Source organism: Paracoccus luteus (assembly GCF_004522155.1).
Lineage (GTDB): Bacteria > Pseudomonadota > Alphaproteobacteria > Rhodobacterales > Rhodobacteraceae > Paracoccus > Paracoccus luteus.
On the sequence record NZ_SDEA01000001.1, the window covers coordinates 158,319 to 177,843 of the forward strand.

The window sequence follows — 19,525 nt, forward strand, 5'->3', positions numbered from 1 at the left end:
CCATGACCGAAGTGCTTACCCCCGGCGCAGTCTCGATCGGCACGCTGCGGCGGATCTATTGGCAGGGCCTGACGCCAGGACTGGACCCGGCCGCCGCCGAGGGCATTGCCCGCTCTGCCGCCCGCATCGCCGAGGTCGCCGCCGGTGACGCGGCTGTCTATGGCGTGAACACCGGCTTCGGCAAGCTCGCCTCGATCCGCATCGACGCGGGCGACGTGGCGACGCTCCAGCGCAACCTGATCTTGTCGCATTGCTGCGGCGTCGGCCCGTCGCTGCCGGCCGATGTCGTCCGGCTGATCCTGACGCTGAAGCTGATGTCGCTGGGTCGCGGCGCCTCGGGCACGCGGCCCGAGGTGGTGGCGCTGATCGAGGCGATGCTGGCCCGCCGGGTGATCCCGGTCATTCCCGAAAAGGGCTCGGTCGGCGCCTCGGGCGATCTCGCGCCGCTTGCCCACATGGCAGCCGTCATGATCGGCGAGGGCGAGGCATTCTTGGATGGCCAGCGGCTGCCCGGCGCCGAAGCGCTGTCGCATGCCGGACTTACCCCGGTGGTGCTGGCCGCGAAAGAGGGGCTGGCGCTCATCAACGGCACCCAGGTGTCTTGCGCCCTGGCGCTCGCCGGTCTGTTCCGGGCCGAACGGGCGCTGCGCGCCTCGATCGTCACGGGCGCGCTTTCGACCGATGCGGCGATGGGCTCGACGGCGCCGTTCCACGAGGAAATCCACAGCCTGCGCGGTCATCGCGGTCAGGTCGATGTGGCGCTGGCCCTGCGCGAACTGCTGAAGGGCAGTGAGATCCGCGACAGCCATGCCGAGGGGGACGAGCGCGTGCAGGATCCCTATTGCATCCGCTGCCAGCCCCAGGTCGCAGGCGCCGCACTGGATATCCTGCGCCAGTCCGCCGCAACGCTGGAGATCGAGGCCAACGCGGCCACCGACAACCCGCTCGTGCTGTCGGACGGGGCGGTCGTCTCGGGCGGGAACTTCCATGCCGAGCCGGTGGCCTTCGCCGCGGACGTGATTGCCCTTGCCGTGGCCGAAATCGGCGCCATCGCGCAGCGCCGCATCGCCCTGCTGGTCGATCCGGCGCTGAATTACGGGCTGCCGGGCTTCCTGACACCGGCGCCGGGGCTGAACTCGGGGATGATGATCGCCGAGGTCACCGCCGCCGCGCTGATGAGCGAGAACAAGCAGCTTTCCCATCCCGCCAGCGTGGACAGCACGCCCACCTCGGCCAATCAGGAGGATCACGTCTCGATGGCGTGCCACGGGGCGCGGCGGCTGCTTCCGATGACGCAGAACCTGTGGTGGATCGTGGGTGTCGAGGCAATGATCGCCGCCCAGGGGATCGACCTGCGCGGACCACTGAAAAGCTCGCCCCACCTGCAAACTGCCATCGCCGCGATCCGCGAGCGCATCCCCGCTCTGGGTGCCGACCGCTTCATGGGCAGCGACATGGAGGCCGCAGGCGCATTGGTCGCCGAAGGCGCGCTGGAACCCGCCGCGACCGGGCTTCTGCCGGAGGTCGGATGATGGAACCGGTCCGCGTCCAGCAGGGCGACAGTCCCGTCATCCTTGCCTTCCCCCATGTCGGGACCGGACTGCCATCTGCGGTGGCCGAAAGGTTGAACGACGAAGGCAGGCTTCTGCGCGACACCGACTGGCATATCGACGCGCTTTACGCCGGGCTGCTGCCGGGCGCGACTACCGTCACCGCGACCCAGTCGCGATATGTCATCGACCTCAACCGCGACCCTGAAGGCGCCAGCCTCTATCCCGGCCAGACCACCACCGGGCTGATCCCCGAAACCACCTTCGACAACGTCCCGATCTGGCGCGAGGACGCCTGGCCGCGGGCGGATGACGTCGCCCGCTGGCGCGAGGCGGTCCACCGCCCGTATCACGCCGCGCTCTCTGCCGAGATTGCGCGGGTCAGGGCGCTGCACGGGGTGGCGATCCTCTATGATTGCCATTCGATCCGGTCGGTCATTCCCTGGCTGTTCCAGGGGCGGTTGCCGGACTTCAATATCGGCACCGACAATGGCGCGACCTGCGCCGCCGAGGTCGAGGCCGAGGTCCACCGCATCTGCACCGCCGCGCCCCGCTGCACCACCGTGCTGAACTGCCGGTTCCGTGGTGGCTGGACGACGCGCCATTACGGCCGGCCCGAAAGCGGCGTCCATGCGGTGCAGATGGAACTGGCGCAGATCTCGCATCTTGCCAGCGAAGAACCGCCATTCACGCTCGACCCCGACCGCAGCGCAAGGCTGCGCGAAACCCTTGCCGAGATCCTCAATGCGCTGGCCGCACTCGCGCCGCGCCTGGCCCGTCCCTGAAAGGTCAACGACATGAACAACCCTCGTCACAACGCCCGTGTCGTTCTTCCCGCCACCGGCACCGAACTGACCGCGAAATCTTGGCTGACCGAGGCGCCGCTGCGGATGCTGATGAACAACCTGCATCCCGACGTGGCCGAAAACCCGCACGAGCTGGTGGTCTATGGCGGAATCGGCCGCGCCGCCCGGACGTGGAGGGATTTCGACCTGATCTGCGACAGCCTGCGCAGGCTGGAGGCTGACGAAACCCTGCTGGTGCAGTCCGGCAAGCCGGTCGGCGTGTTTCGCACGCATGAGGACGCGCCGCGGGTCCTGATCGCGAACTCGAACCTCGTGCCGCACTGGGCGACCTGGGAGCATTTCAACGAACTCGATCGCAAGGGGCTGATGATGTACGGCCAGATGACGGCCGGCTCCTGGATCTATATCGGCACTCAGGGCATCGTTCAGGGCACATATGAAACCTTTGCCGAAGCCGGGCGCCAGCATTACGACGGCGACCTGACCGGCAAATGGGTTCTGACCGGAGGGCTTGGCGGCATGGGCGGCGCGCAGCCGCTGGCGGCCGTCTTCGCCGGCGCCTGCTGCCTTGCCGTCGAGGTGGACGAAACCCGCATCGACTTCCGCATCCGCACGAAATACCTCGATGCCAAGGCGCGGACGCTGGACGAGGCGCTGGCCATGATCGCCGAATGGACCGCTAGGGGAGAGGCGAAGTCGGTGGGCCTTCTGGGCAATGCCGCCGAGATCTTCCCCGGGATCGTCCGGCGCATGCAAGCGGGCGAGCCGCTGCCGAACGGCCGGCCCGACATCGTGACCGACCAGACCTCGGCCCATGATCCGGTCCACGGCTATTGCCCCGCGGGCTGGAGCGTGGGCGACTGGCGCGCGCGTCAGGAAAGCGCCCCCGCCGAGGTGGCCAGGGCGGCCCGCGTCTCGATGCGCGCGCAGGTCGAGGCGATGGTCGCTTTCCACGACGCAGGCGTGCCGACTGTCGATTACGGCAACAACATCCGGCAGATGGCGCTGGAGGAAGGGTTCGAGCGCGCCTTTGCCTTCCCCGGCTTCGTGCCGGCCTATATCCGCCCGCTGTTCTGCCGCGGCATCGGTCCGTTCCGCTGGGCGGCGCTGTCCGGCGACCCCGAGGATATCCGCAAGACCGACGAGGCGATGAAGCGGCTGTTCCCGGAAAACCTGCACCTGCACCGCTGGCTGGACATGGCGGCGGAACGCATCGCCTATCAGGGACTCCCTGCCCGGATCTGCTGGATCGGTCTTGGCGATCGCCATCGCGCCGGGCTGATGTTCAACGAGATGGTCCGCAACGGCGAGCTGAAGGCCCCCGTGGTGATCGGGCGCGACCATCTGGACTCCGGCTCGGTGGCCAGCCCCAACCGCGAGACCGAGGCGATGGCCGACGGGTCGGACGCGGTGTCCGACTGGCCGCTGCTGAACGCCATGCTGAACGTCGCGGGCGGCGCCACCTGGGTTTCGCTGCATCACGGCGGCGGCGTTGGCATGGGGTTCTCGCAGCATTCGGGCGTGGTGATCGTGTGTGACGGGACCGAGGCAGCCAACCGGCGGCTTGAGCGGGTGCTGTGGAACGATCCCGCGACCGGGGTCATGCGCCACGCCGATGCGGGCTACGAGATCGCGAAGGACTGCGCCCGCGAACACGATCTTTGCCTTCCCGGCATCCTCCGGTGAACGGAATCCATCCGCTGCGGGACCGGGTGTTCCGGCCCTGGAAGAACGGCGGCGGCGACACTGCGGAAATCGTCGTCTCGCCGCCGGGCGCTGGATTCGACGATTTCGAATGGCGGATATCGACGGCGCTGGTGGCATCCGATGGTCCGTTCTCGCGCTTTCCCGGCGTGGACCGGGTGCTGACGGTGATCGAGGGCGGACCGATGGCTCTGACCATCGACGGCCATGTCCGCCAGCTCGATGAACACAGCTCCCCGCTTGCGTTTCCCGGCGACGCGCCCTGCGAGGCGCGGCTTTGCGGCCCGCCGCTGCTGGATTTCAACCTCATGCTGCGCCGCCCCCTTGCGGCGCAGGTCCGCAAGGGACCGCTGCGACCTGCTGGCGGGCGCGCCCTTGCCCGACTGGCGCTGCTGCTGGAGGATCGTGCCGGGCTTTCCCGGCTGGATCTGGTCGATCTGGACGCCGCCGCTCCCAGGCTGGCTGCGGCACTGACAGGGGTGCAGGCGATTTCGGTCGAGATCGGGGGCTGAGGGGCGCTTCAGGCGCTTTCGTCGGTCCCGCCTGGACCGAATTGCGCGACAAGCTGGTGGCGGTCGCCGGGATAGGTCTGGATGGCCAGCGTCACCCATTGGCCCGAGGCTTCGGTCCGCCGCGTCACCTCGAGACAGGCGCAGCCGGCGGCCAATCCAAGGTCGCGCGCGACAAGGCCCGTGGCCGGAACCGCGCGGATGTGGTGCTCGGCCGAGCTCCACGGGATTTCGCGCAGCAGCCACGCGCCGGGCGCGGCGCGGCGGAAGTCGACCTCGGCGGCGCCGGGTGCGGCTTCGGGATTGATGATGCGGATCTCGTGGCAGAAGGGCAGGCCGCCCGCGTGATGCACGCCGCGCAACGCAAGGACGGGAAGCGATGCGTCCACGATCCGCGCCGCCTCTATTTCGCCATGCAGCGGCAGGCGCAGACTGCGTTCCAGCAGGTCGAAGCGCCAGTCAAAGCCAAGTGCGGCGACCTCGGCCTCGATATCCGCGATCTCCATCACGGCGGCCTGTGCTCGCGGCCGGGCGACGAAGGTGCCCAGTTTCCTGCGGCGGACCAGAAACCCCTCGCGTGTCAGTTGCGCGAGCACCTTGTTCATCGTCATCCGCGAGACGCCATGGCTTTCGGCAAGCTGCGTCTCGAACGGAAGTTGAAAGCCCGGCGGCCATTCGCCGGTGGTGATGTGGTCGCGCAGTTCGGTTAGGATGCGCTGATGATGGGTGACGCGTTGCGCGGCCTCGTCCCTGCTCATGGCAAACTCCGAACTGAACATGCCAAAGATTAGGTGATTGCCAGCGATGGGTCCACGAGGTCCGTCACGACCCCGTGAAATCGGCGAGTTCGCCCACGGAAACCGGCCGCAGGGGCGAACGGATGGACAGCCAGCCGGCATCCTCCATCGGCAGGGCCCGCATCTCGGCGGTCAGTCCGGCCAGGAGCGGCCCGCAGGTTCGGCCCTGGCAGGGGCCCATGCCGCAGCGCAGGAACGCCTTGAGCTGGTTGGGCCCGGCGCAGCCGGCGGCGAGGCTGGCGCGAATTTCGCCGCAGCGCACTTCCTCGCAACGACAGGCGATGATCTCATCGGCGGGCGCGAGCAGCTCAGGTCGCGGGCGGTAGATGTGTTCGAGCAGCGGCCGCGCCGCCAGATGCGCGCGCCGCTCGCGGCGGGTGGCGGTTGCAAGCAGTGGATCGACCTGCCGGCCCAGACTTTCGAGAATTGAGATCGCGGCGAGTTGGCCTTCCAGAAGTGCGACCTTCGCGCCGCCGATTCCGCCGGCATCGCCGGCAACGTAGAAGTCCGGCTGCGAGACGCGCAGGTCGCTGTCCCGAACCGGGTGAAATGCTGCGGCCGCTGCCGACCATTCCATGCGGCAGCCAAGGCTGCGCGGAAGATGGGTTTCGGGGATCACCCCTTCGTGCAGCGCGGCACGGCTTACGGACAGGCTGCGCCACGCGCCGCGGATATGGAAGTGGACCGTGAGGCCGTCGCCCGCGCGCTCGATCTCGACCCCCTGGGCGCCGGAATGGACGGGAACGCCGGCCCGGCGCAACTGCCGCAACAGGCCGATGCCCTTGGCCAGATAGGACGGGCCGCGCCCGGCCAGTGCCCTGGCGGCGTGGCGCCAGGCCGTAAGCAGCGCCGTCCGTTTTCCCGTATCGACCAAGATGATGTCACGTTTGCCGGCAGCAAGGCATTGCGCCGCGTAAAGGTAGAAAAGCGGCCCGGACCCGATCAGCGCGAGCGGTCCTGCCGGAAGCAGCCCTTCCCGTTTGAGCAGGATCTGCAGCCCGCCAATGGTGGTCACGCCGGGAAGCGTCCAGCCGGGCACCGGGACCGGGCGCTCCATCGCGCCGGTTGCGATCAGCACATGCCGCGCCCGCTCGGCCCGCAGCCCTGTGGCGTCACCGAGCCAGACCGTGCCGTGCGGCTCGACCCGCCAGGCGCGGGTGCCGAAGGCGAGAACGGCGCCGCTGGCGCGCAGCCGCGCCGCCTCGGGCCGCCCGGCCATGTAGTCGGGGCCGAGAATCCGGGCGCGGCCGTCCGGCACGGTCTCGATCCCGCGCCAGATCTGCCCGCCTGGGCCCGGCGCCTCGTCCACCAGCAGCACGCTGGCGCCATGCTCTGCCAGAACCGCAGCGCCGCCCATGCCTGCGGGGCCGGCGCCGATGACGATTGCATCCCACAGGCTCATGCGTCGCCCCCTGCCGCCGCCGCGTCATGGCGTGAGCCGGTCTGGCGGCGGACCTGCATTCCGGGGCGGGCAGGTGTCATGCAGGCGCGCTGGTTCTCGACCCCGTCGATGCTCACGAGGCATTCGAAGCACACGCCCATCAGGCACCACGGGCCGCGCTCGGCGCCGGTGACGGGGGTCTGGCGGAATGTGTCGATCCCGGCCGCCAGCAAGGCCCCGGCAACGGTATCGCCCTGCGCGAAACGCATTGGCCGGTCCTCGAAGAACAGCTCGGCCGAACTCTCGCAGGGCAGGGGATCAAGCCGGATGAAGGCCAACGCGATTGCTCCGCAAGGATTGGGGGGCGGGGCCGAGATGCCCCTGGGCCAGCGCGGGGCCGAGCTCGAGCGCGTGCAGGCTCGCCAGAGTGACGCCGCTGTGGCAGGTGACAAGGAAGCCGCCCGGAAAATCGGAGGCTTCGTCATAGATCGGCAGGCCATCGGGACTCATGATCCGCAAGGCGCCCCATGCCCGGACCAGACGGGCATTCCGCAAGGCGGGAAACAGGCGGGTGCCGATCCGGCACAGCCGGGAAATCGCATCGACGTCGGTTCCCGTCGAAAAACCGGCATCCTCATGGGTGCTGCCCAGCAGCACGGTGCCCTCGCGGGTCTGGCGGATGGCGCTGGCCGGGTGGTGCAGGAAGGGCGCGACCCGGTCGGTCACGACGATCTGGCCCCGCTCGGGCATGAGCCGGGGTTCAAGCCCGATCTGGCGGGCGAGATCGTTCGCCCCCAGCCCAGCAGCGATGACCAGACGGCGGCCGAGAACCTCGCGCCTCGCCGCATCCTGGACCACAAAGCCGCGGCGCGGGTCGTGGCCGATCCTGGACGCAGTGAAGTTCACCAGCAGCCGCCCACCATGAGCGCGGAACCCCTGCTGCAGGGCGCGCAGGGTGAAAAGCGGGCTTACCTCGCCGTCGAGGTTCGAGAGCGAGGCGCCGGCCACCTCGGGACCGATCCCAGGAACCAGTTGGCGCAGGGCGTCGCGGTCAAGCAATTCGATGCGGATATCCCCGCCCGCAGCGCGGGTGCGCGCGATCAGGGCGCGCCGCTGCTCCCTTTCGGCCTCGGAACAGCAGAAATGCAACCCGCCGCCGCGCCAGCCGACGTCGATGCCGGTCTCCTCGCCCAGGATGCGGGCGAGTTCCGGCCAGCGCCGCCCGGCCCGGATCGACCAGTGCATGTAGTCGGGGTGGTCGATGCCCTTGCCCTGAAGCCAGACGAGGCCGAAGTTCCCGCGCGAGGCGCGGTGGGCGATGTCGCCCTCGTCCAGCAGCAGGCAGTCGGCCCCGGCGCGCGCCGCCCCCCAGGCGAGTGCCGATCCGATCAGCCCTCCGCCGATGACGACAAGATCAGCGGGGCTGGTCATCCGGCCATTCCCTCGGCCGCAGCGAGAGATGCAACCAGCTTGTCAGCGTCACGATATCGAAGACGGGCAGCCCGAACCGGCGCGAAACGGCAGCCGAATAGGGGGGCAGATTGGCGCATTCGAAGACAAGCGCGCCGACCTCGGCGTGGCGCGCAAGAAGGTCCGCGACCGTCAGCATGACATCGGCTTCCTGCGCCGCAGGGTCCACGGCTGCCGCCTGCTCGCGCATGTTGCGCAGCAGCGACCCGTCGGCAGGCAGTGCCGCCATCGGCAGGCCGCGCGTGGCCCCCACGCCGTGGAAATGCCGGTCGCCAAGCGCCGTGGGGTCCGAAACGATCAGTCCCGGAACCCGCCCCGCCGGCAGGATCCGGGCCACCATCGGGATCTGCAGCAGCGCCGACGACAGGAACGGCACCGGCGAATGCCGCGTCAGCTCGTCCTGGACCGCGGCAAGGAAACCGCAGCTGGTGGTGATCGCCGAACAGCCGAGCGCCACCAGATCGTCGATCGCCTGACGGAAGGCGCCGAGCGATTCGCGCGGATCGCCCTCGATCACGTCTCGCGGCCTCACGCCGCGCAGGATGCGGAACTGCACCGGAAACGGCCAGGTGTCGGCATGGGCGATATCCCCCGGCAGGCGACGAAAGCCGGTGTCGAGGACGATGATGCCCAGCATGACGCCGTGGATGCTGCGGCGGACGGGCGAAACGGGTGGGGTCACGATGAATCTCCCAGCGCGTCCTTCAGGCCGTTCCACCGTTTCACCGCGCCGGTATCGATGTCGAACAGGTCAAGTGCGCGGGCGGTGGAATGGGTGACGACCTCATCGAGGCTCTGCGGCATGGCGTAGAACGCAGGGACCGGCGGCATGATGAGCGCGCCCATCTGCGTCAGACGGGTCATGGTTTCCAGATGACCCAGATGCAGCGGGGTTTCGCGCAGCATCAGCACCAGCCGCCGGCGCTCTTTCAGCACCACGTCGGCGGCGCGGCTCATCAGCGTCGAGGTGACGCCGGTCGCGATCTCCGACATCGTGCGGACCGAGCAGGGCGCGATCAGCATCCCCAAGGTGCGGAACGATCCCGAGGCGATGGATGCGCCGATATCGCTCGCGGGATGGATGACATCGGCGCGCCCGTCCAGATCGCCTTTCTGCAGGCCCAGTTCCTGCTGCAGCGTCAGCAGGGCCGAGCGGGAGACGACCAGATGCGTCTCGACCCCGGCGCCGCGGGCAAGCGCCAGCGCGGCGATGCCGTAGGCCGCCCCCGAAGCGCCCGAGATGCCGATGACAAGCCGCCGCGGATTGAGCGTCATGGTTCAGCGCCCCGGAAACCAGTCTTCCGCGCGGACCTTGTCCCCCAGCCGCAGGCGCTTGCGCTCGAACTCGGCCTCGCGACCCCAGGGTTTCGTGGCGTCCACCAGAAGGCGGCCCCAGTGGTCCTTCATCTCGTCACGGTAGAACGAGGGCGTTTCGGGAATGATCATCATGTCCTTGTCGGGCCGGCAGCGGGTGAGGATCGCCCACTGCACGTCGTCCATGTCGTAGATGTCGACGTCCCTGTCCACGACCGTGATCTGCTTGGCCCAAATCGGCTCGGCCCCGATGGTGGCCAGCATGACCTGCCGGGCATGGCCCTCGAACTGCGGTTCGATCTGCACGATGGCGTGGTTGACGAAGGGCTGGCAGGTGACGTTGACGATGCCCGGCAGCGCGGCGCTGAGGCGCTGGAAGATGTTGGCCGAAACCGAAAGCTCCAGCGTCAGCACCTCTTCCGGCGAGCCGCAGAGGATCGAGTGGAACATGGCGTCCTTGCGCACCGTCACGCCCAGCACCTCGAAGACGGCGTTCGGGCCGACGGGGACATAGTAGCCCATGAACTCGCCGAACGGTCCTTCGGGGCGGCGTTCGTTGGGAAGGAAGCGGCCCTCGATCACCACCTCGGTCTCGGCGGGCACCTCGAGATCGATGTAGTTGCACTTGCGCATGGCAATCGGGCGGCCGCGCAGGCGGGCGGCGACCTCAAGCTCGTCCACGTCATAGGGCAGGGGCGCGGCCGCGGTCAGGAACGCATGGGCCGGCGGGCCGATCAGCATGGCGGCCTCCAGCGGCTTGCCCATCTTCTCGGCCTTCTCGTGGTAGATGGTCAGGTGGTGTCGCGGCGCCAGCCGGCAGCGCAGTTCGTCATCGCTGATATACATCGAGCGGTGATAGGACAGGTTGCCGACCCCCGTCTCGGGATCCTTGGCGATGAACATCGCCGAGGTGAAGTAGGCCGCCCCGTCACGGTCCGAATAGGTGATGAGCGGCAGGTCGGAAAGCTTGACCTCGTCGTATTCCGGCAGATCGTCCGGCCGGGCCGGAACCAGCGGTTCGGAAATCCCCGAGGCGCCCAGCGATGCCAGCCGGCTCCACTGGCGGCAGAAATCATTCGGGTCGATGCCGATCACCTCGCCCAGCCGCTCGCGTGTGCTGTAGATGTTGCTGACCACCGGAAAGCGGGTGCCCTTCACATTGGTGAACATGACCGGCTTGGCCCATTTCTTCTGGGCAAGCTGGGTGACGGCAGCCAGTTCATGCGCGGGGTCGATCTCGCGATCGACCACCAGCAGGTCGCCACGTGCCTCAAGGTTGCGGACGAAGTCTCTCATATCGGGTTCCTGTGGTCAGTCAGCGGCCAAGATTGGGGCTGGACGTGGTGACGATCCGGCTGGTGCGGGCCTCGTGCGTCGAACGCAGTCGGTACCGATCGCCCGGATAGATGAAGCGGCTGCGGGTGACGGGTATTCCATCGCGCCAGGTCGAGCGGTCGAGCAGCAGGCACGGCTGGTTCTCGTCGATCTGAAGAAGCTTGCGCGCCTCTTCATCGGCACGAATGGCCCGGATGGTGTTGTCGACGGTGGTGACGGTCGTCTCGCGTAGCAGCCAGTTGTGCGGAGTGACCCGGTTGAAGTCCTGTTCCAGATAACCGGGCGCCTCGGCGGCGTTGACATAGCGATCCTCGAGCTGGATCGGGGTGCCGTCCTCGAGGTGAAGCAGCCGGGAATGGAAGACCACCTCGTCCGGCGGAAGCTGGAGCATGTTCCGGCCGGGACTGTCCCGACCCAGGATCGAATGCTGCAGCACGCGGCATCTGTGGGCCCCGCCGGACAGCGCGACCTCTTCGGCGATGTCGGGCAGGTTGAAGACCGCGCATTGCATCCGCGGCCCGATGACGAAGGTGCCGCGGCCCTGAATGCGCACCAGCACGCCGTCCGCCTGCAGTTCGCGCAGCGCGCGGCGCACGGTCAGGCGCGAGGCCCCGAACTCTCCTGCGAGCACCTCTTCCGAGGGGATCTGGAAATTGGCAGGCCACTCCTCGGCTTCGATCCGCCGATCGATGACGCTCTTGATCTGCTCGTACAGCGGTTGTTCCGTGCTCACATCGTCTTCCAAAGTGATATTACTATCTTGGATGACATGAGCCGCTGGGAAGCGGGAATGCAAGGAAAATCGTCCCGGTCTGTTGCGCGAGGGCAGTGTCGCCATGGCCTCGCGGGCCATTCTACCCAAATATATTTAGATTTAAGATATTTTTTACGACACATAAGTATGTTCTTGACATGGGACATGAATATGACATCCCATGGTCGTAGGCGCAGAAAAGCCGAGACGAACAGTTTGCGGGAAGGGGCCTTTGCATCCGTCACCGCAAGAATGGAGTGAGCATGTCCACCGAAAGCCTGCCGAAACTGTCCATGTATATCGACGGCCAATGGAGCGCCCCGGTTTCGGGAGAGTATATCGAGACGGTGGACCCGTTTACCGCGAAGCCCTGGGCGCTGATCCCGCGCGGCAACGCGCAGGACGCCGACCGCGCGATTCAGGCCGCCCATCGCGCCTTCAAGGATGGTGAATGGGGCCGGATGCACCCCAGCCTGCGCGGGCGCATCATCCAGAGGTTCGCCGACCTGATCGAGCGGAACGCCGATGCGCTGGCTGAGATCGAGGTGCGGGACAACGGCCGCCTGCTAGCCGAGATGCGCCACCAGATCCGCTATATTCCTCGGTGGTACCACTACTACGCGGGACTCGCCGACAAGATCGAAGGCGCCGTCCATCCCTGCGACAAGCCGGCGCTGAGCTTCTCACGCCACGAACCGCTGGGTGTCTGCGTCGGCATCGTGCCGTGGAATGCGCCCTTGTTCCTGTTCTCGCTCAAGGCGGCGCCGGCGCTGGCGGCCGGCTGCACGCTGGTGATGAAACCCGCCGAATACACCTCGGCCACCGCGCTCAAGCTGATGGAGCTGGTCGAGGAAGCGGGCTTCCCGCCGGGTGTGATCAACGTCGTCACCGGCTATGGCCCGGAGGTGGGCGAGCCGCTGGTCACGCATCCGCTGACCCGCCATGTCGGCTTCACCGGATCGACGAAAACCGGGGCGCATCTCTATTCCCTGGCCGCCAGGGACATCAAGCGCGTCAGCCTCGAACTCGGGGGGAAGTCCCCGAACATTGTCTTCGACGACGCCAACCTGGACAACGCCGTGCGCGGTGTCGTGGGCGGCATCTTCGGCGCGGTGGGGCAGACCTGCATCGCCGGCTCGCGGCTGCTCATCCATCGCAAGGTGCACGACCAGTTCCTGGACAAGCTGACGGCCTTCACCCGGACCGCCCGCATCGGCGACCCGAAGCACGAGGATACCCGCATCGGACCGATCGCCAACTCAATGCAGTATGAGAAGGTGCTGGGCTACATCGACGTCGCCCGTCAGGAGGGTGCCGAGCTGGTGCTGGGCGGCAAGCGCCCCGAGATCGCCGAATGTGCCCAAGGCTTCTTTGTCGAGCCGACAATCTTTGCGGGGGTGAACAACGACATGCGCATCGCCCGCGAGGAGGTGTTCGGCCCTGTGCTCGCCGCAATCCCCTTCGACGAGCCGGAAGAAGCCGTCGCCATCGCGAACGACAGCGAGTTCGGTCTGGCCGCAGGGGTCTGGACCGCCGACATGCGCCGCGCCATCCTGATGTCCGAACGGCTCGAGGCGGGCAGCGTCTGGGTCAATACCTACCGCGACGTGTCCTACACCACCCCTTTCGGCGGCTACAAGAAAAGCGGCATCGGCCGCGAGAACGGGATCGAGGGCATCCGCGAGTTCCTGCAGACCAAGGCCGTCTGGCTCTCGACCGCCGAAGAGATCGCCAATCCCTTCGTGATCGGGTGAGTGGCATGAGAAGAGGCGCAGATATCCTTGCCGACGAACTGGCGCTGAATGGCGCCCGGATCGTCTATCATGTCCCTGGAGAAAGCTTTCTGGTCGCACTGGATGCGCTGGCGACCCGGCATCCCGACATCCGCGCCGTCAGCTGCCGGCACGAGAACGGTGCCGCGCAGATGGCAGAGGCGCATGGCAAGCTTACCGGTCAGCCCGGCATCGCCTTCGTCACCCGCAGCCCTGGTGCGACCAATGCCGTGAACGGCGTCCACACGGCGTTCCAGGACAGCTCTCCCATGATCCTGATCGTGGGGCAGGTGAAGCGCTCGATCCTCGAACGTGAAGCCTTCATGGCCTATGATTTCCGCACCATGTTCGCGCCGATGGCGAAATGGGTGGCGCAGATCGACGATCCGGCGAGAATCCCTGAATTCGTCCAGCGCGCATGGGCGACGGCGTTGTCGGGACGGCGCGGTCCGGTGGTGCTGGTCGTGCCCGAGGATGTGCTTGAGGAGGAAAGCGACGTCGCGCCCTCGGCCCGTCCGGCGCAACCCTCGCGCGCCGGCGCGCCGCGCGACGAGGACGTGACGCAGATCTTCGAGATGCTGGCCGCGGCGAAGAAGCCGTTGATCGTCGTCGGCGGCTCGGACTGGACCGAGGCGGCAAGGGGCGACATCCAGGATTTCGCCACCCGCATGGGGCTGCCGGTGGTCACCACCTTCCGCCGCCGGGACATCATCGACCACCGGCTCGACTGCTATGCAGGCGAGATCGGGATCGGCTCGAACCCGGCGCTGCTGGCCCATATCAAGGAGACCGATTTCATCCTGATGCTGAACGACGCGCTGAGCGACGTGAACACCATCGGCGCAGGCTACATGGAGGGGTTCACGCTCTTCTCGATCCCGCATCCGAAGCAGAAGGTCGTCCACGTCATGGCCGACGACGGCGACCTGAACCGCGTGTTCCAGGTGGATCTGGCGCTGGTTGCCGACAACGATGCGACCGCCCGCGCGCTGGCCGGTCATGCGGCCGAGCCGGTCCCGGAACATGCGGAATGGAACGCGACGCTGCGCGCGACGCTGATGGCCGAGCGTGAGCCCCAGCCTTGCCCCGGCGGAATCGACCTGCCCGGCGTGATGACTTGGCTGCGCGAGCGGCTGCCCGAGGATGCCATCGTCACCAATGGCGTCGGTGCCTATGCCACGTGGAGTCAGCGCTATTTCCCGCATTACCGCCTGCATACCCAGCTTGGCCCGATCAGCGGCAGCATGGGCTATTCGCTGCCGGCGGCGATCGCAGCGAAGATCGCCCACCCCGAGCGGATCGTGGTGGAGTTTGTCGGCGACGGCTGCTTCCAGATGAGCAGCGAGGAACTGGCGACGGCGGTCCAGTACGGCGCCAAGGTCGTCATCCTGCTGTTCAACAACGGGCTTTACGGCACCATCCGCATCCACGAGGAAAACCGGCTCGACGGACGGGCGAACGGGACCGACCTCACGAATCCCGATTTCGTCCTGCTTGCGCAGGCCTATGGCGCGCATGGAGAGCGCGTGACGACGACCGAGGAATTCGCCCCCGCCTTCGAGCGCGCGCTTGCGTCGGGCAAGCCCGCCCTGATCGAATTGGTGATCGACCCCGAGGCGATCCATACCCGCTATACGCTGAGCGATCTGCGTGCACGCCGTGCGGCGCGCGCGAAGGCCTGAGCGATGAAGGAATCTGCCGGACCTGACGCAAGAAATGGGCCGGCAGGTAAGACGGGGCAGACACTGCCCGCACTTCCTCCAACAGGAGCAATCCATGAAGACCAAGCAACTTCTCGCCGGTCTGGCCCTTTCGGTGTCCTGGGCAGGTCTGGCCGCCGCGCAGGACTGCACGCTTCGCGTGACCACCTGGGGCGGCAGCTATCAGGCGACCTATGAAACGGTCGCCGAGGCGTTCGAGCAGCAATACGACTGCAAGATCCAGTGGATCGTCGGCGCCAGCCCGGACCACCTCATCAAGGCGCGGCTGGGGCAGGTCGACGTCGCGACCAACACCCTGCTGAACTCGATCGCCGGGGAAAACGAAGGGCTGTGGGCGCCGCTCGACCCGGCCAAGATCCCGAACATGGCCAATCTTTACGATAACGCCAAATATTCGGATCACACGGTATTCGCCAATGTCGGCGACTATGTGCTGACCTACAACACCGATCGCATCCCCGAGGCGCCGACCAGCTGGGACGCGCTGTGGAATCCCGAGTACAAGAACTCGGTGGTGATCTACGGCATCGACCACATCCCGACACTCAGCCTGATGGTGATGGAGGCCGAACAGAACGGCGGCGGCATCGACAGCATGGAGCCGGGCATCGACCGGATGGCCGAGCTGATGAAAAGCGGCAACCTGGTCGGGTCGCTGGATGTCGAAAGCCAGATGGTGTCGCTGTTCGAAACCGGCGATGCCTGGATCGGGATGATGGCGACTGGCCGCCTGCGCGAACTGCTGTCCAAGGGCACGGACAACATCGCCTTCGTCCGCCCCGAGGAGGGGACGTTCCCGCTGATCTCGACGGTGAACATCCACAAGGATGCAACCGATCCCGACATGGCGGCGAACTTCGTCAACTACGTCCTGAGCCCCGAGGTGCAGGTCGCCTTCGCCACGCGCAACCTCTACGCGCCGACCGTGAAGAACGCCGAGATTCCCGCTGACTTCGAGATGAGCGAGCTTCTGGTGTCGAACGAAGAGTTCGGCCGCCTCTATCTGCCGGACCAGGAAAAAGTCCAGGCCAACAAGGCCGAATGGCAGCAGCAACTGAGCCAGAAGGCCTCTCGCTGATCGCAACCAAGCTGCCCCATCTCTGGGGCTTGCCATCTCTCCATGCCGGGTGCGTAGCCCGGCATGTCCGCCCGAAGCAGGATCAAGATAGCCAATGTCCGACGATGCCATCCAAGTTCAGGGGGCGATGAAGCGCTACGGCAGCGTGCTGGCCGTGGACGATGTCTCCTTCAATGTTGCACAAGGCGAGTTCGTCTCGTTGCTCGGACCAAGCGGCTGTGGCAAGACCACCTCGCTGCGCATGATCGCGGGGTTCATCGAGGCCTCGGGCGGAAGCATCCGCGTTCATGGCCGCGACGTGACATATCTGCCGCCCGAACGGCGCGACCTTGGCTTTGTCTTCCAGAACTATGCGCTGTGGCCGCATATGACGGTTGCCGAGAACGTGGCCTTCGGCCTGAAGCTGCGCAAGAAGCCGCGCGCCTTAATCAAGGAGAAGATCGAAGAGTCGCTCTCGATCACCGGGCTGTCGGGCTATGCCGGTCGCCTGCCGCGCGAGCTTTCGGGCGGGCAGCAGCAGCGGGTGGCGCTGGCTCGCGCGCTTGCGCTCGAGCCGCAGGTTCTTCTGATGGACGAGCCGCTGTCGAACCTCGACCGGGCCCTGCGGGTGGTCATGCGGCGCGAACTGAAAGAGCTTCAGGCGCGCATGAAGATGACCACGCTCTACGTGACCCACGACCAGGAAGAGGCGCTGTCGATGTCGAACCGCGTCGTGATCATGAACAAGGGCCGGGTCGAACAGATCGCCGCGCCCTATGAGCTTTACGAGGATCCCGCGACGACCTTCGTCGCCGATTTCGTCGGGATCACCAATTTCCTTGAAGGTGTCGTGGTCGATACCGAACCGGGCTGGGCCAAGGTGAGGCTGGAAACCGGGCAGGTGCTGCGCGCCCTGGCCCGCCAGCCCGTCGGCCGCGGCAGCGCCGTGCGCGCCCTGATCCGGCCCGAACGCATCACGCTGTCCACTGCCCCCCTCGACGGGCTGAACGTGCTGCAGGGCCGCGTCGTGCTGTCCGAGTATTTCGGCGCGGTGCTGCGCTATACGGTAAGGCTCGACGACGGCGGGACGCTTCGCTCCGAGGTGCATAACTTCGACGGCTTCATTGCGCCCGGCGAGCAGGTCTGGATCTGCGCGCTGCCCGAGCATCTGCGGGTGATCCCCCACGACCGGCAGGACGGCAAATGATCCGGCGCCTCATCCTCTCGCTGTCGCCGGGGCTGATCGCGATATTCGTCTTCGTCGCGCTGCCCATGCTGTGGGTGGTGCGCACGAGCTTCAACGACCTGGCGCAGGGCTCCCTCATCGTCGAGACCTTCGCGCTCGACAACTACACGCGTTTTCTGGGAGACCCGTGGTATCTGGTGAATACGCTGTGGTTCACGGTCCGCATTGCCGTCCTGGCCACGGCTGTCTCGGTGATCTGCGCCTATCCGGTCGCGCTTTACATCGCCCGCGCCACGGGCGTTCAGCGCAACATCCTGATGGCGCTCATCATGGCCCCGCTGCTGATCGGGCTGGTGACGCTGGTCTATGGCTGGATCGTCATCTTCCGCGGCGGCGGGCTACTGAATTCGCTGATGATCGCGCTGAATGTCTATGACGAGCCGGTGCGATACATGTGGGACATCAAGGGTGTCGTCATCCTGCTGGTCTATATTGGGATGCCCTATGTCGTGCTGTCGCTTCTGGACAGCATCGAGCGGATCAGCCCCTATCTGGTCGAGGCCGCCCGCAATGTCGGCGCAAGCCCCTGGACCGCCTTCTGGAAGATCGTGTTCCCGCTGACCATGCCGGGGCTTTACGCCGGTCTGGTCATCGTCTTCTCGCTGAACTTCGCGGCCTTTGCGGTGCCGCTGATGATCGGGGACAGCAACACGCAGATGATCGGCCTGGTCATCTATCGCGAGGCGCTGCTGAACAACGACCTGCCCTTCGCGTCGGCGCTGTCGGTCATCATGGTCTCGATGAACGCGCTGATCCTTGTCGGCATGGCCGTTCTCTTCGGCCACCTGATCCTCAACCGTCTCGAGGCCAAGCGATGACACGTTTCGACTTCGGTGCCCTGGCCCTGCGGCTGTTCACGCTGCTGATGATGATCTTTCTGATCTTCCCAATCCTCGTGACACTGGTGGTCGCGGTGAATCCGCGCGAGTTCATCCTGCCGCCCAACGGCTTCACGCTGAAGTGGTTCGAGGCCGCGTGGAGTTCCGAGACCTTCCTGCGCGGCATGGGCGTCAGTCTGGTGCTTGGGATCGTCTCGGCGACGCTGGCCAACGCGCTGGCGCTGCCCGCGGCGATGGCGATGGTCCGGCATGACTTTCGCGGCAAGGCCGTCGTCAACCTGATCCTGATGTCGCCCCTGCTGATCCCGACGACAATCTTCAGCCTTGCCTTGTATATCTGGTTCGTGCGGATCGGTTATGGGGCGGGGCTGCTGCCGCTGTTCGTCGGCCATGCGATCCATGTCATGCCCTATGCGTTGCGCATCCTGACGGCGAGCCTGCACAACTTCGACCCTTCCTATGAGGAAGCCGCCCGGAACGTGGGCGCGGGGCGTGTGCGGACGCTGTTCTCGGTCACGCTTCCGGTGATCCGCACCGGGCTGATCTCGAGCTTTGCGCTGTGCTTCATCCTGTCCTGGAACGACTTCGCGATTTCTGTCTTCCTCGCTCCGCCCGGCTGGACCCCGCTTCCCGTCGAGCTCTACTCTTACATCAAATTCCAGTACGACGCGGTTGCAGCGGCGCTGGCGGCATCGCTGATCCTGTTGTCGATCGTCGCCATGGTCATCCTCGACCGGCTTGCCGGGCTGCGCCGCGTCCTGCGCTCGTGAACAATCCAATGGAGCATCCATGATAAAACGCATCTTCACCGGCGCCCCTTCGGAAAAGCTGGCGGGCTATGCCAAGGCCGTGGTGGACGGAGCCACCGTCTATGTGTCCGGCACGACCGGCCGCGATCCGGCGACGACCGGCTTTCCGGCAGATCCGGCGCAGCAGGCCCGCAACGCTCTTGCCTCGATCGACACGGCGCTGCGCGAGGCGGGGGCCAGCCTTGCCGATGCGGTCGCGAGCCGTGTCTATGTTGCCGACCGAGAGGCTGCCGAGGCCGTCACCCCGGTCCTGGGGGAAATCTTTGCGGACATCCGGCCGACCAGCACGTTTCTGATATGCCAGATTCCGGCCGAAGGGGCACGGGTGGAGATCGAGATTACCGCCTCGATGAACCGGAGGGCGGCGCCTGCGGCGGAATAGGACCGTGCGATGCCCGCCGACTGCGGGGCTGCCTGCTTCGCGCCGGCGGATCGCCTGCTTGAACCCTTGAACCGCCGAT

19 protein-coding genes are annotated in these 19,525 nt (G+C 66.6%); 11 read left to right on the top strand and 8 right to left on the bottom strand.

What is annotated here, in order from left to right; genetic code table 11:
* Window positions 1–2: 2 nt before the first annotated feature.
* From hutH to EPA64_RS00770, 4 genes are read left to right on the top strand one after another with little or no spacing between them, the layout of a single operon-like run.
* On the top strand, window positions 3–1,532 hold the full coding sequence (hutH, locus tag EPA64_RS00755) for a histidine ammonia-lyase (RefSeq protein WP_134724337.1): 1,530 nt from the start codon (window positions 3–5) through the stop codon (window positions 1,530–1,532).
* Window positions 1,532–2,335, top strand: a complete 804-nt coding sequence (gene hutG / locus EPA64_RS00760; RefSeq protein ID WP_134724726.1) for an N-formylglutamate deformylase — start codon at window positions 1,532–1,534, stop codon at window positions 2,333–2,335. Before hutH ends, hutG begins: the two co-directional genes overlap by 1 nt.
* A gap of 12 nt (window positions 2,336–2,347) precedes the next feature.
* On the top strand, window positions 2,348–4,042 hold the full coding sequence (hutU, locus tag EPA64_RS00765) for a urocanate hydratase (RefSeq protein WP_134724338.1): 1,695 nt from the start codon (window positions 2,348–2,350) through the stop codon (window positions 4,040–4,042).
* Window positions 4,039–4,572: a HutD/Ves family protein gene (locus EPA64_RS00770; protein WP_220443688.1), complete on the top strand. Its 534-nt coding sequence runs from the start codon at window positions 4,039–4,041 to the stop codon at window positions 4,570–4,572. Before hutU ends, EPA64_RS00770 begins: the two co-directional genes overlap by 4 nt.
* A gap of 8 nt (window positions 4,573–4,580) precedes the next feature.
* Here EPA64_RS00770 and EPA64_RS00775 read toward each other — a convergent pair whose 3' ends face one another.
* From EPA64_RS00775 to hutC, 8 genes are all read right to left on the bottom strand, one after another.
* A complete protein-coding gene (locus EPA64_RS00775) occupies window positions 4,581–5,327 on the bottom strand; it encodes a histidine utilization transcriptional repressor HutC (RefSeq protein ID WP_134724339.1) in 747 nt (248 codons plus the stop codon).
* 64 nt (window positions 5,328–5,391) lie between these two features.
* Window positions 5,392–6,768 (bottom strand): FAD/NAD(P)-dependent oxidoreductase, encoded by a 1,377-nt coding sequence (locus tag EPA64_RS00780; RefSeq protein WP_134724340.1) that lies wholly within the window; start codon window positions 6,766–6,768, stop codon window positions 5,392–5,394.
* A complete protein-coding gene (locus EPA64_RS00785) occupies window positions 6,765–7,085 on the bottom strand; it encodes a (2Fe-2S)-binding protein (RefSeq protein ID WP_134724341.1) in 321 nt (106 codons plus the stop codon). Before EPA64_RS00785 ends, EPA64_RS00780 begins: the two co-directional genes overlap by 4 nt.
* Complete coding sequence (locus tag EPA64_RS00790; protein ID WP_134724342.1) at window positions 7,066–8,178, bottom strand: NAD(P)/FAD-dependent oxidoreductase; 1,113 nt, start codon at window positions 8,176–8,178, stop codon at window positions 7,066–7,068. The genes EPA64_RS00785 and EPA64_RS00790 overlap by 20 nt, the downstream gene beginning before the upstream one ends.
* Window positions 8,162–8,899, bottom strand: a complete 738-nt coding sequence (locus EPA64_RS00795) for an aspartate/glutamate racemase family protein (RefSeq protein ID WP_134724343.1) — start codon at window positions 8,897–8,899, stop codon at window positions 8,162–8,164. Before EPA64_RS00795 ends, EPA64_RS00790 begins: the two co-directional genes overlap by 17 nt.
* The gene (locus EPA64_RS00800) at window positions 8,896–9,492 is read right to left on the bottom strand and encodes a UbiX family flavin prenyltransferase (RefSeq protein ID WP_134724344.1); all 597 of its coding nucleotides are present in this window, start codon (window positions 9,490–9,492) and stop codon (window positions 8,896–8,898) included. The genes EPA64_RS00795 and EPA64_RS00800 overlap by 4 nt, the downstream gene beginning before the upstream one ends.
* A 3-nt stretch (window positions 9,493–9,495) precedes the next feature.
* Complete coding sequence (locus EPA64_RS00805; RefSeq protein WP_134724345.1) at window positions 9,496–10,827, bottom strand: UbiD family decarboxylase; 1,332 nt, start codon at window positions 10,825–10,827, stop codon at window positions 9,496–9,498.
* 19 nt (window positions 10,828–10,846) lie between these two features.
* A complete protein-coding gene (gene hutC, locus EPA64_RS00810) occupies window positions 10,847–11,704 on the bottom strand; it encodes a histidine utilization transcriptional repressor HutC (RefSeq protein ID WP_167626553.1) in 858 nt (285 codons plus the stop codon).
* A gap of 209 nt (window positions 11,705–11,913) precedes the next feature.
* Here hutC and EPA64_RS00815 point away from each other — a divergent pair, with 209 nt between their 5' ends.
* The 7 genes from EPA64_RS00815 to EPA64_RS00845 all read left to right on the top strand — a co-directional run bounded on the left by EPA64_RS00815 (window position 11,914) and on the right by EPA64_RS00845 (window position 19,446).
* Entirely contained in the window at window positions 11,914–13,374 is a 1,461-nt protein-coding gene (locus tag EPA64_RS00815) for an aldehyde dehydrogenase (RefSeq protein WP_246026539.1), read from the top strand.
* A 5-nt stretch (window positions 13,375–13,379) separates the two neighbouring features.
* Window positions 13,380–15,074, top strand: coding sequence for a thiamine pyrophosphate-binding protein (locus tag EPA64_RS00820; RefSeq protein WP_134724348.1), 1,695 nt, complete (start codon window positions 13,380–13,382; stop codon window positions 15,072–15,074).
* A gap of 94 nt (window positions 15,075–15,168) precedes the next feature.
* On the top strand, window positions 15,169–16,191 hold the full coding sequence (locus EPA64_RS00825; protein WP_134724349.1) for an ABC transporter substrate-binding protein: 1,023 nt from the start codon (window positions 15,169–15,171) through the stop codon (window positions 16,189–16,191).
* 94 nt (window positions 16,192–16,285) lie between these two features.
* Window positions 16,286–17,377, top strand: coding sequence for an ABC transporter ATP-binding protein (locus EPA64_RS00830; RefSeq protein WP_134724350.1), 1,092 nt, complete (start codon window positions 16,286–16,288; stop codon window positions 17,375–17,377).
* The gene (locus EPA64_RS00835; protein ID WP_134724351.1) at window positions 17,374–18,234 is read left to right on the top strand and encodes an ABC transporter permease; all 861 of its coding nucleotides are present in this window, start codon (window positions 17,374–17,376) and stop codon (window positions 18,232–18,234) included. The genes EPA64_RS00830 and EPA64_RS00835 overlap by 4 nt, the downstream gene beginning before the upstream one ends.
* The gene (locus EPA64_RS00840; protein ID WP_134724352.1) at window positions 18,231–19,025 is read left to right on the top strand and encodes an ABC transporter permease; all 795 of its coding nucleotides are present in this window, start codon (window positions 18,231–18,233) and stop codon (window positions 19,023–19,025) included. Before EPA64_RS00835 ends, EPA64_RS00840 begins: the two co-directional genes overlap by 4 nt.
* A gap of 19 nt (window positions 19,026–19,044) precedes the next feature.
* Window positions 19,045–19,446 (top strand): RidA family protein, encoded by a 402-nt coding sequence (locus EPA64_RS00845; protein WP_134724353.1) that lies wholly within the window; start codon window positions 19,045–19,047, stop codon window positions 19,444–19,446.
* Window positions 19,447–19,525: the final 79 nt, after the last annotated feature.

What these genes read in the sequence shown, in the direction of transcription:
- hutH (WP_134724337.1), top strand. Translation starts at nt 3, where the DNA reads ATGACCGAAGTGCTTACCCCCGGCGCAGTCTCGATCGGCACGCTGCGG.
- hutG (WP_134724726.1), top strand. Translation starts at nt 1,532, where the DNA reads ATGGAACCGGTCCGCGTCCAGCAGGGCGACAGTCCCGTCATCCTTGCC.
- hutU (WP_134724338.1), top strand. Translation starts at nt 2,348, where the DNA reads ATGAACAACCCTCGTCACAACGCCCGTGTCGTTCTTCCCGCCACCGGC.
- EPA64_RS00775 (WP_134724339.1), bottom strand. Translation starts at nt 5,327, where the DNA reads ATGAGCAGGGACGAGGCCGCGCAACGCGTCACCCATCATCAGCGCATC.
- EPA64_RS00780 (WP_134724340.1), bottom strand. Translation starts at nt 6,768, where the DNA reads ATGAGCCTGTGGGATGCAATCGTCATCGGCGCCGGCCCCGCAGGCATG.
- EPA64_RS00790 (WP_134724342.1), bottom strand. Translation starts at nt 8,178, where the DNA reads ATGACCAGCCCCGCTGATCTTGTCGTCATCGGCGGAGGGCTGATCGGA.
- EPA64_RS00800 (WP_134724344.1), bottom strand. Translation starts at nt 9,492, where the DNA reads ATGACGCTCAATCCGCGGCGGCTTGTCATCGGCATCTCGGGCGCTTCG.
- EPA64_RS00805 (WP_134724345.1), bottom strand. Translation starts at nt 10,827, where the DNA reads ATGAGAGACTTCGTCCGCAACCTTGAGGCACGTGGCGACCTGCTGGTG.
- hutC (WP_167626553.1), bottom strand. Translation starts at nt 11,704, where the DNA reads ATGGCGACACTGCCCTCGCGCAACAGACCGGGACGATTTTCCTTGCAT.
- EPA64_RS00815 (WP_246026539.1), top strand. Translation starts at nt 11,914, where the DNA reads ATGTATATCGACGGCCAATGGAGCGCCCCGGTTTCGGGAGAGTATATC.
- EPA64_RS00820 (WP_134724348.1), top strand. Translation starts at nt 13,380, where the DNA reads ATGAGAAGAGGCGCAGATATCCTTGCCGACGAACTGGCGCTGAATGGC.
- EPA64_RS00825 (WP_134724349.1), top strand. Translation starts at nt 15,169, where the DNA reads ATGAAGACCAAGCAACTTCTCGCCGGTCTGGCCCTTTCGGTGTCCTGG.
- EPA64_RS00830 (WP_134724350.1), top strand. Translation starts at nt 16,286, where the DNA reads ATGTCCGACGATGCCATCCAAGTTCAGGGGGCGATGAAGCGCTACGGC.
- EPA64_RS00835 (WP_134724351.1), top strand. Translation starts at nt 17,374, where the DNA reads ATGATCCGGCGCCTCATCCTCTCGCTGTCGCCGGGGCTGATCGCGATA.
- EPA64_RS00840 (WP_134724352.1), top strand. Translation starts at nt 18,231, where the DNA reads ATGACACGTTTCGACTTCGGTGCCCTGGCCCTGCGGCTGTTCACGCTG.
- EPA64_RS00845 (WP_134724353.1), top strand. Translation starts at nt 19,045, where the DNA reads ATGATAAAACGCATCTTCACCGGCGCCCCTTCGGAAAAGCTGGCGGGC.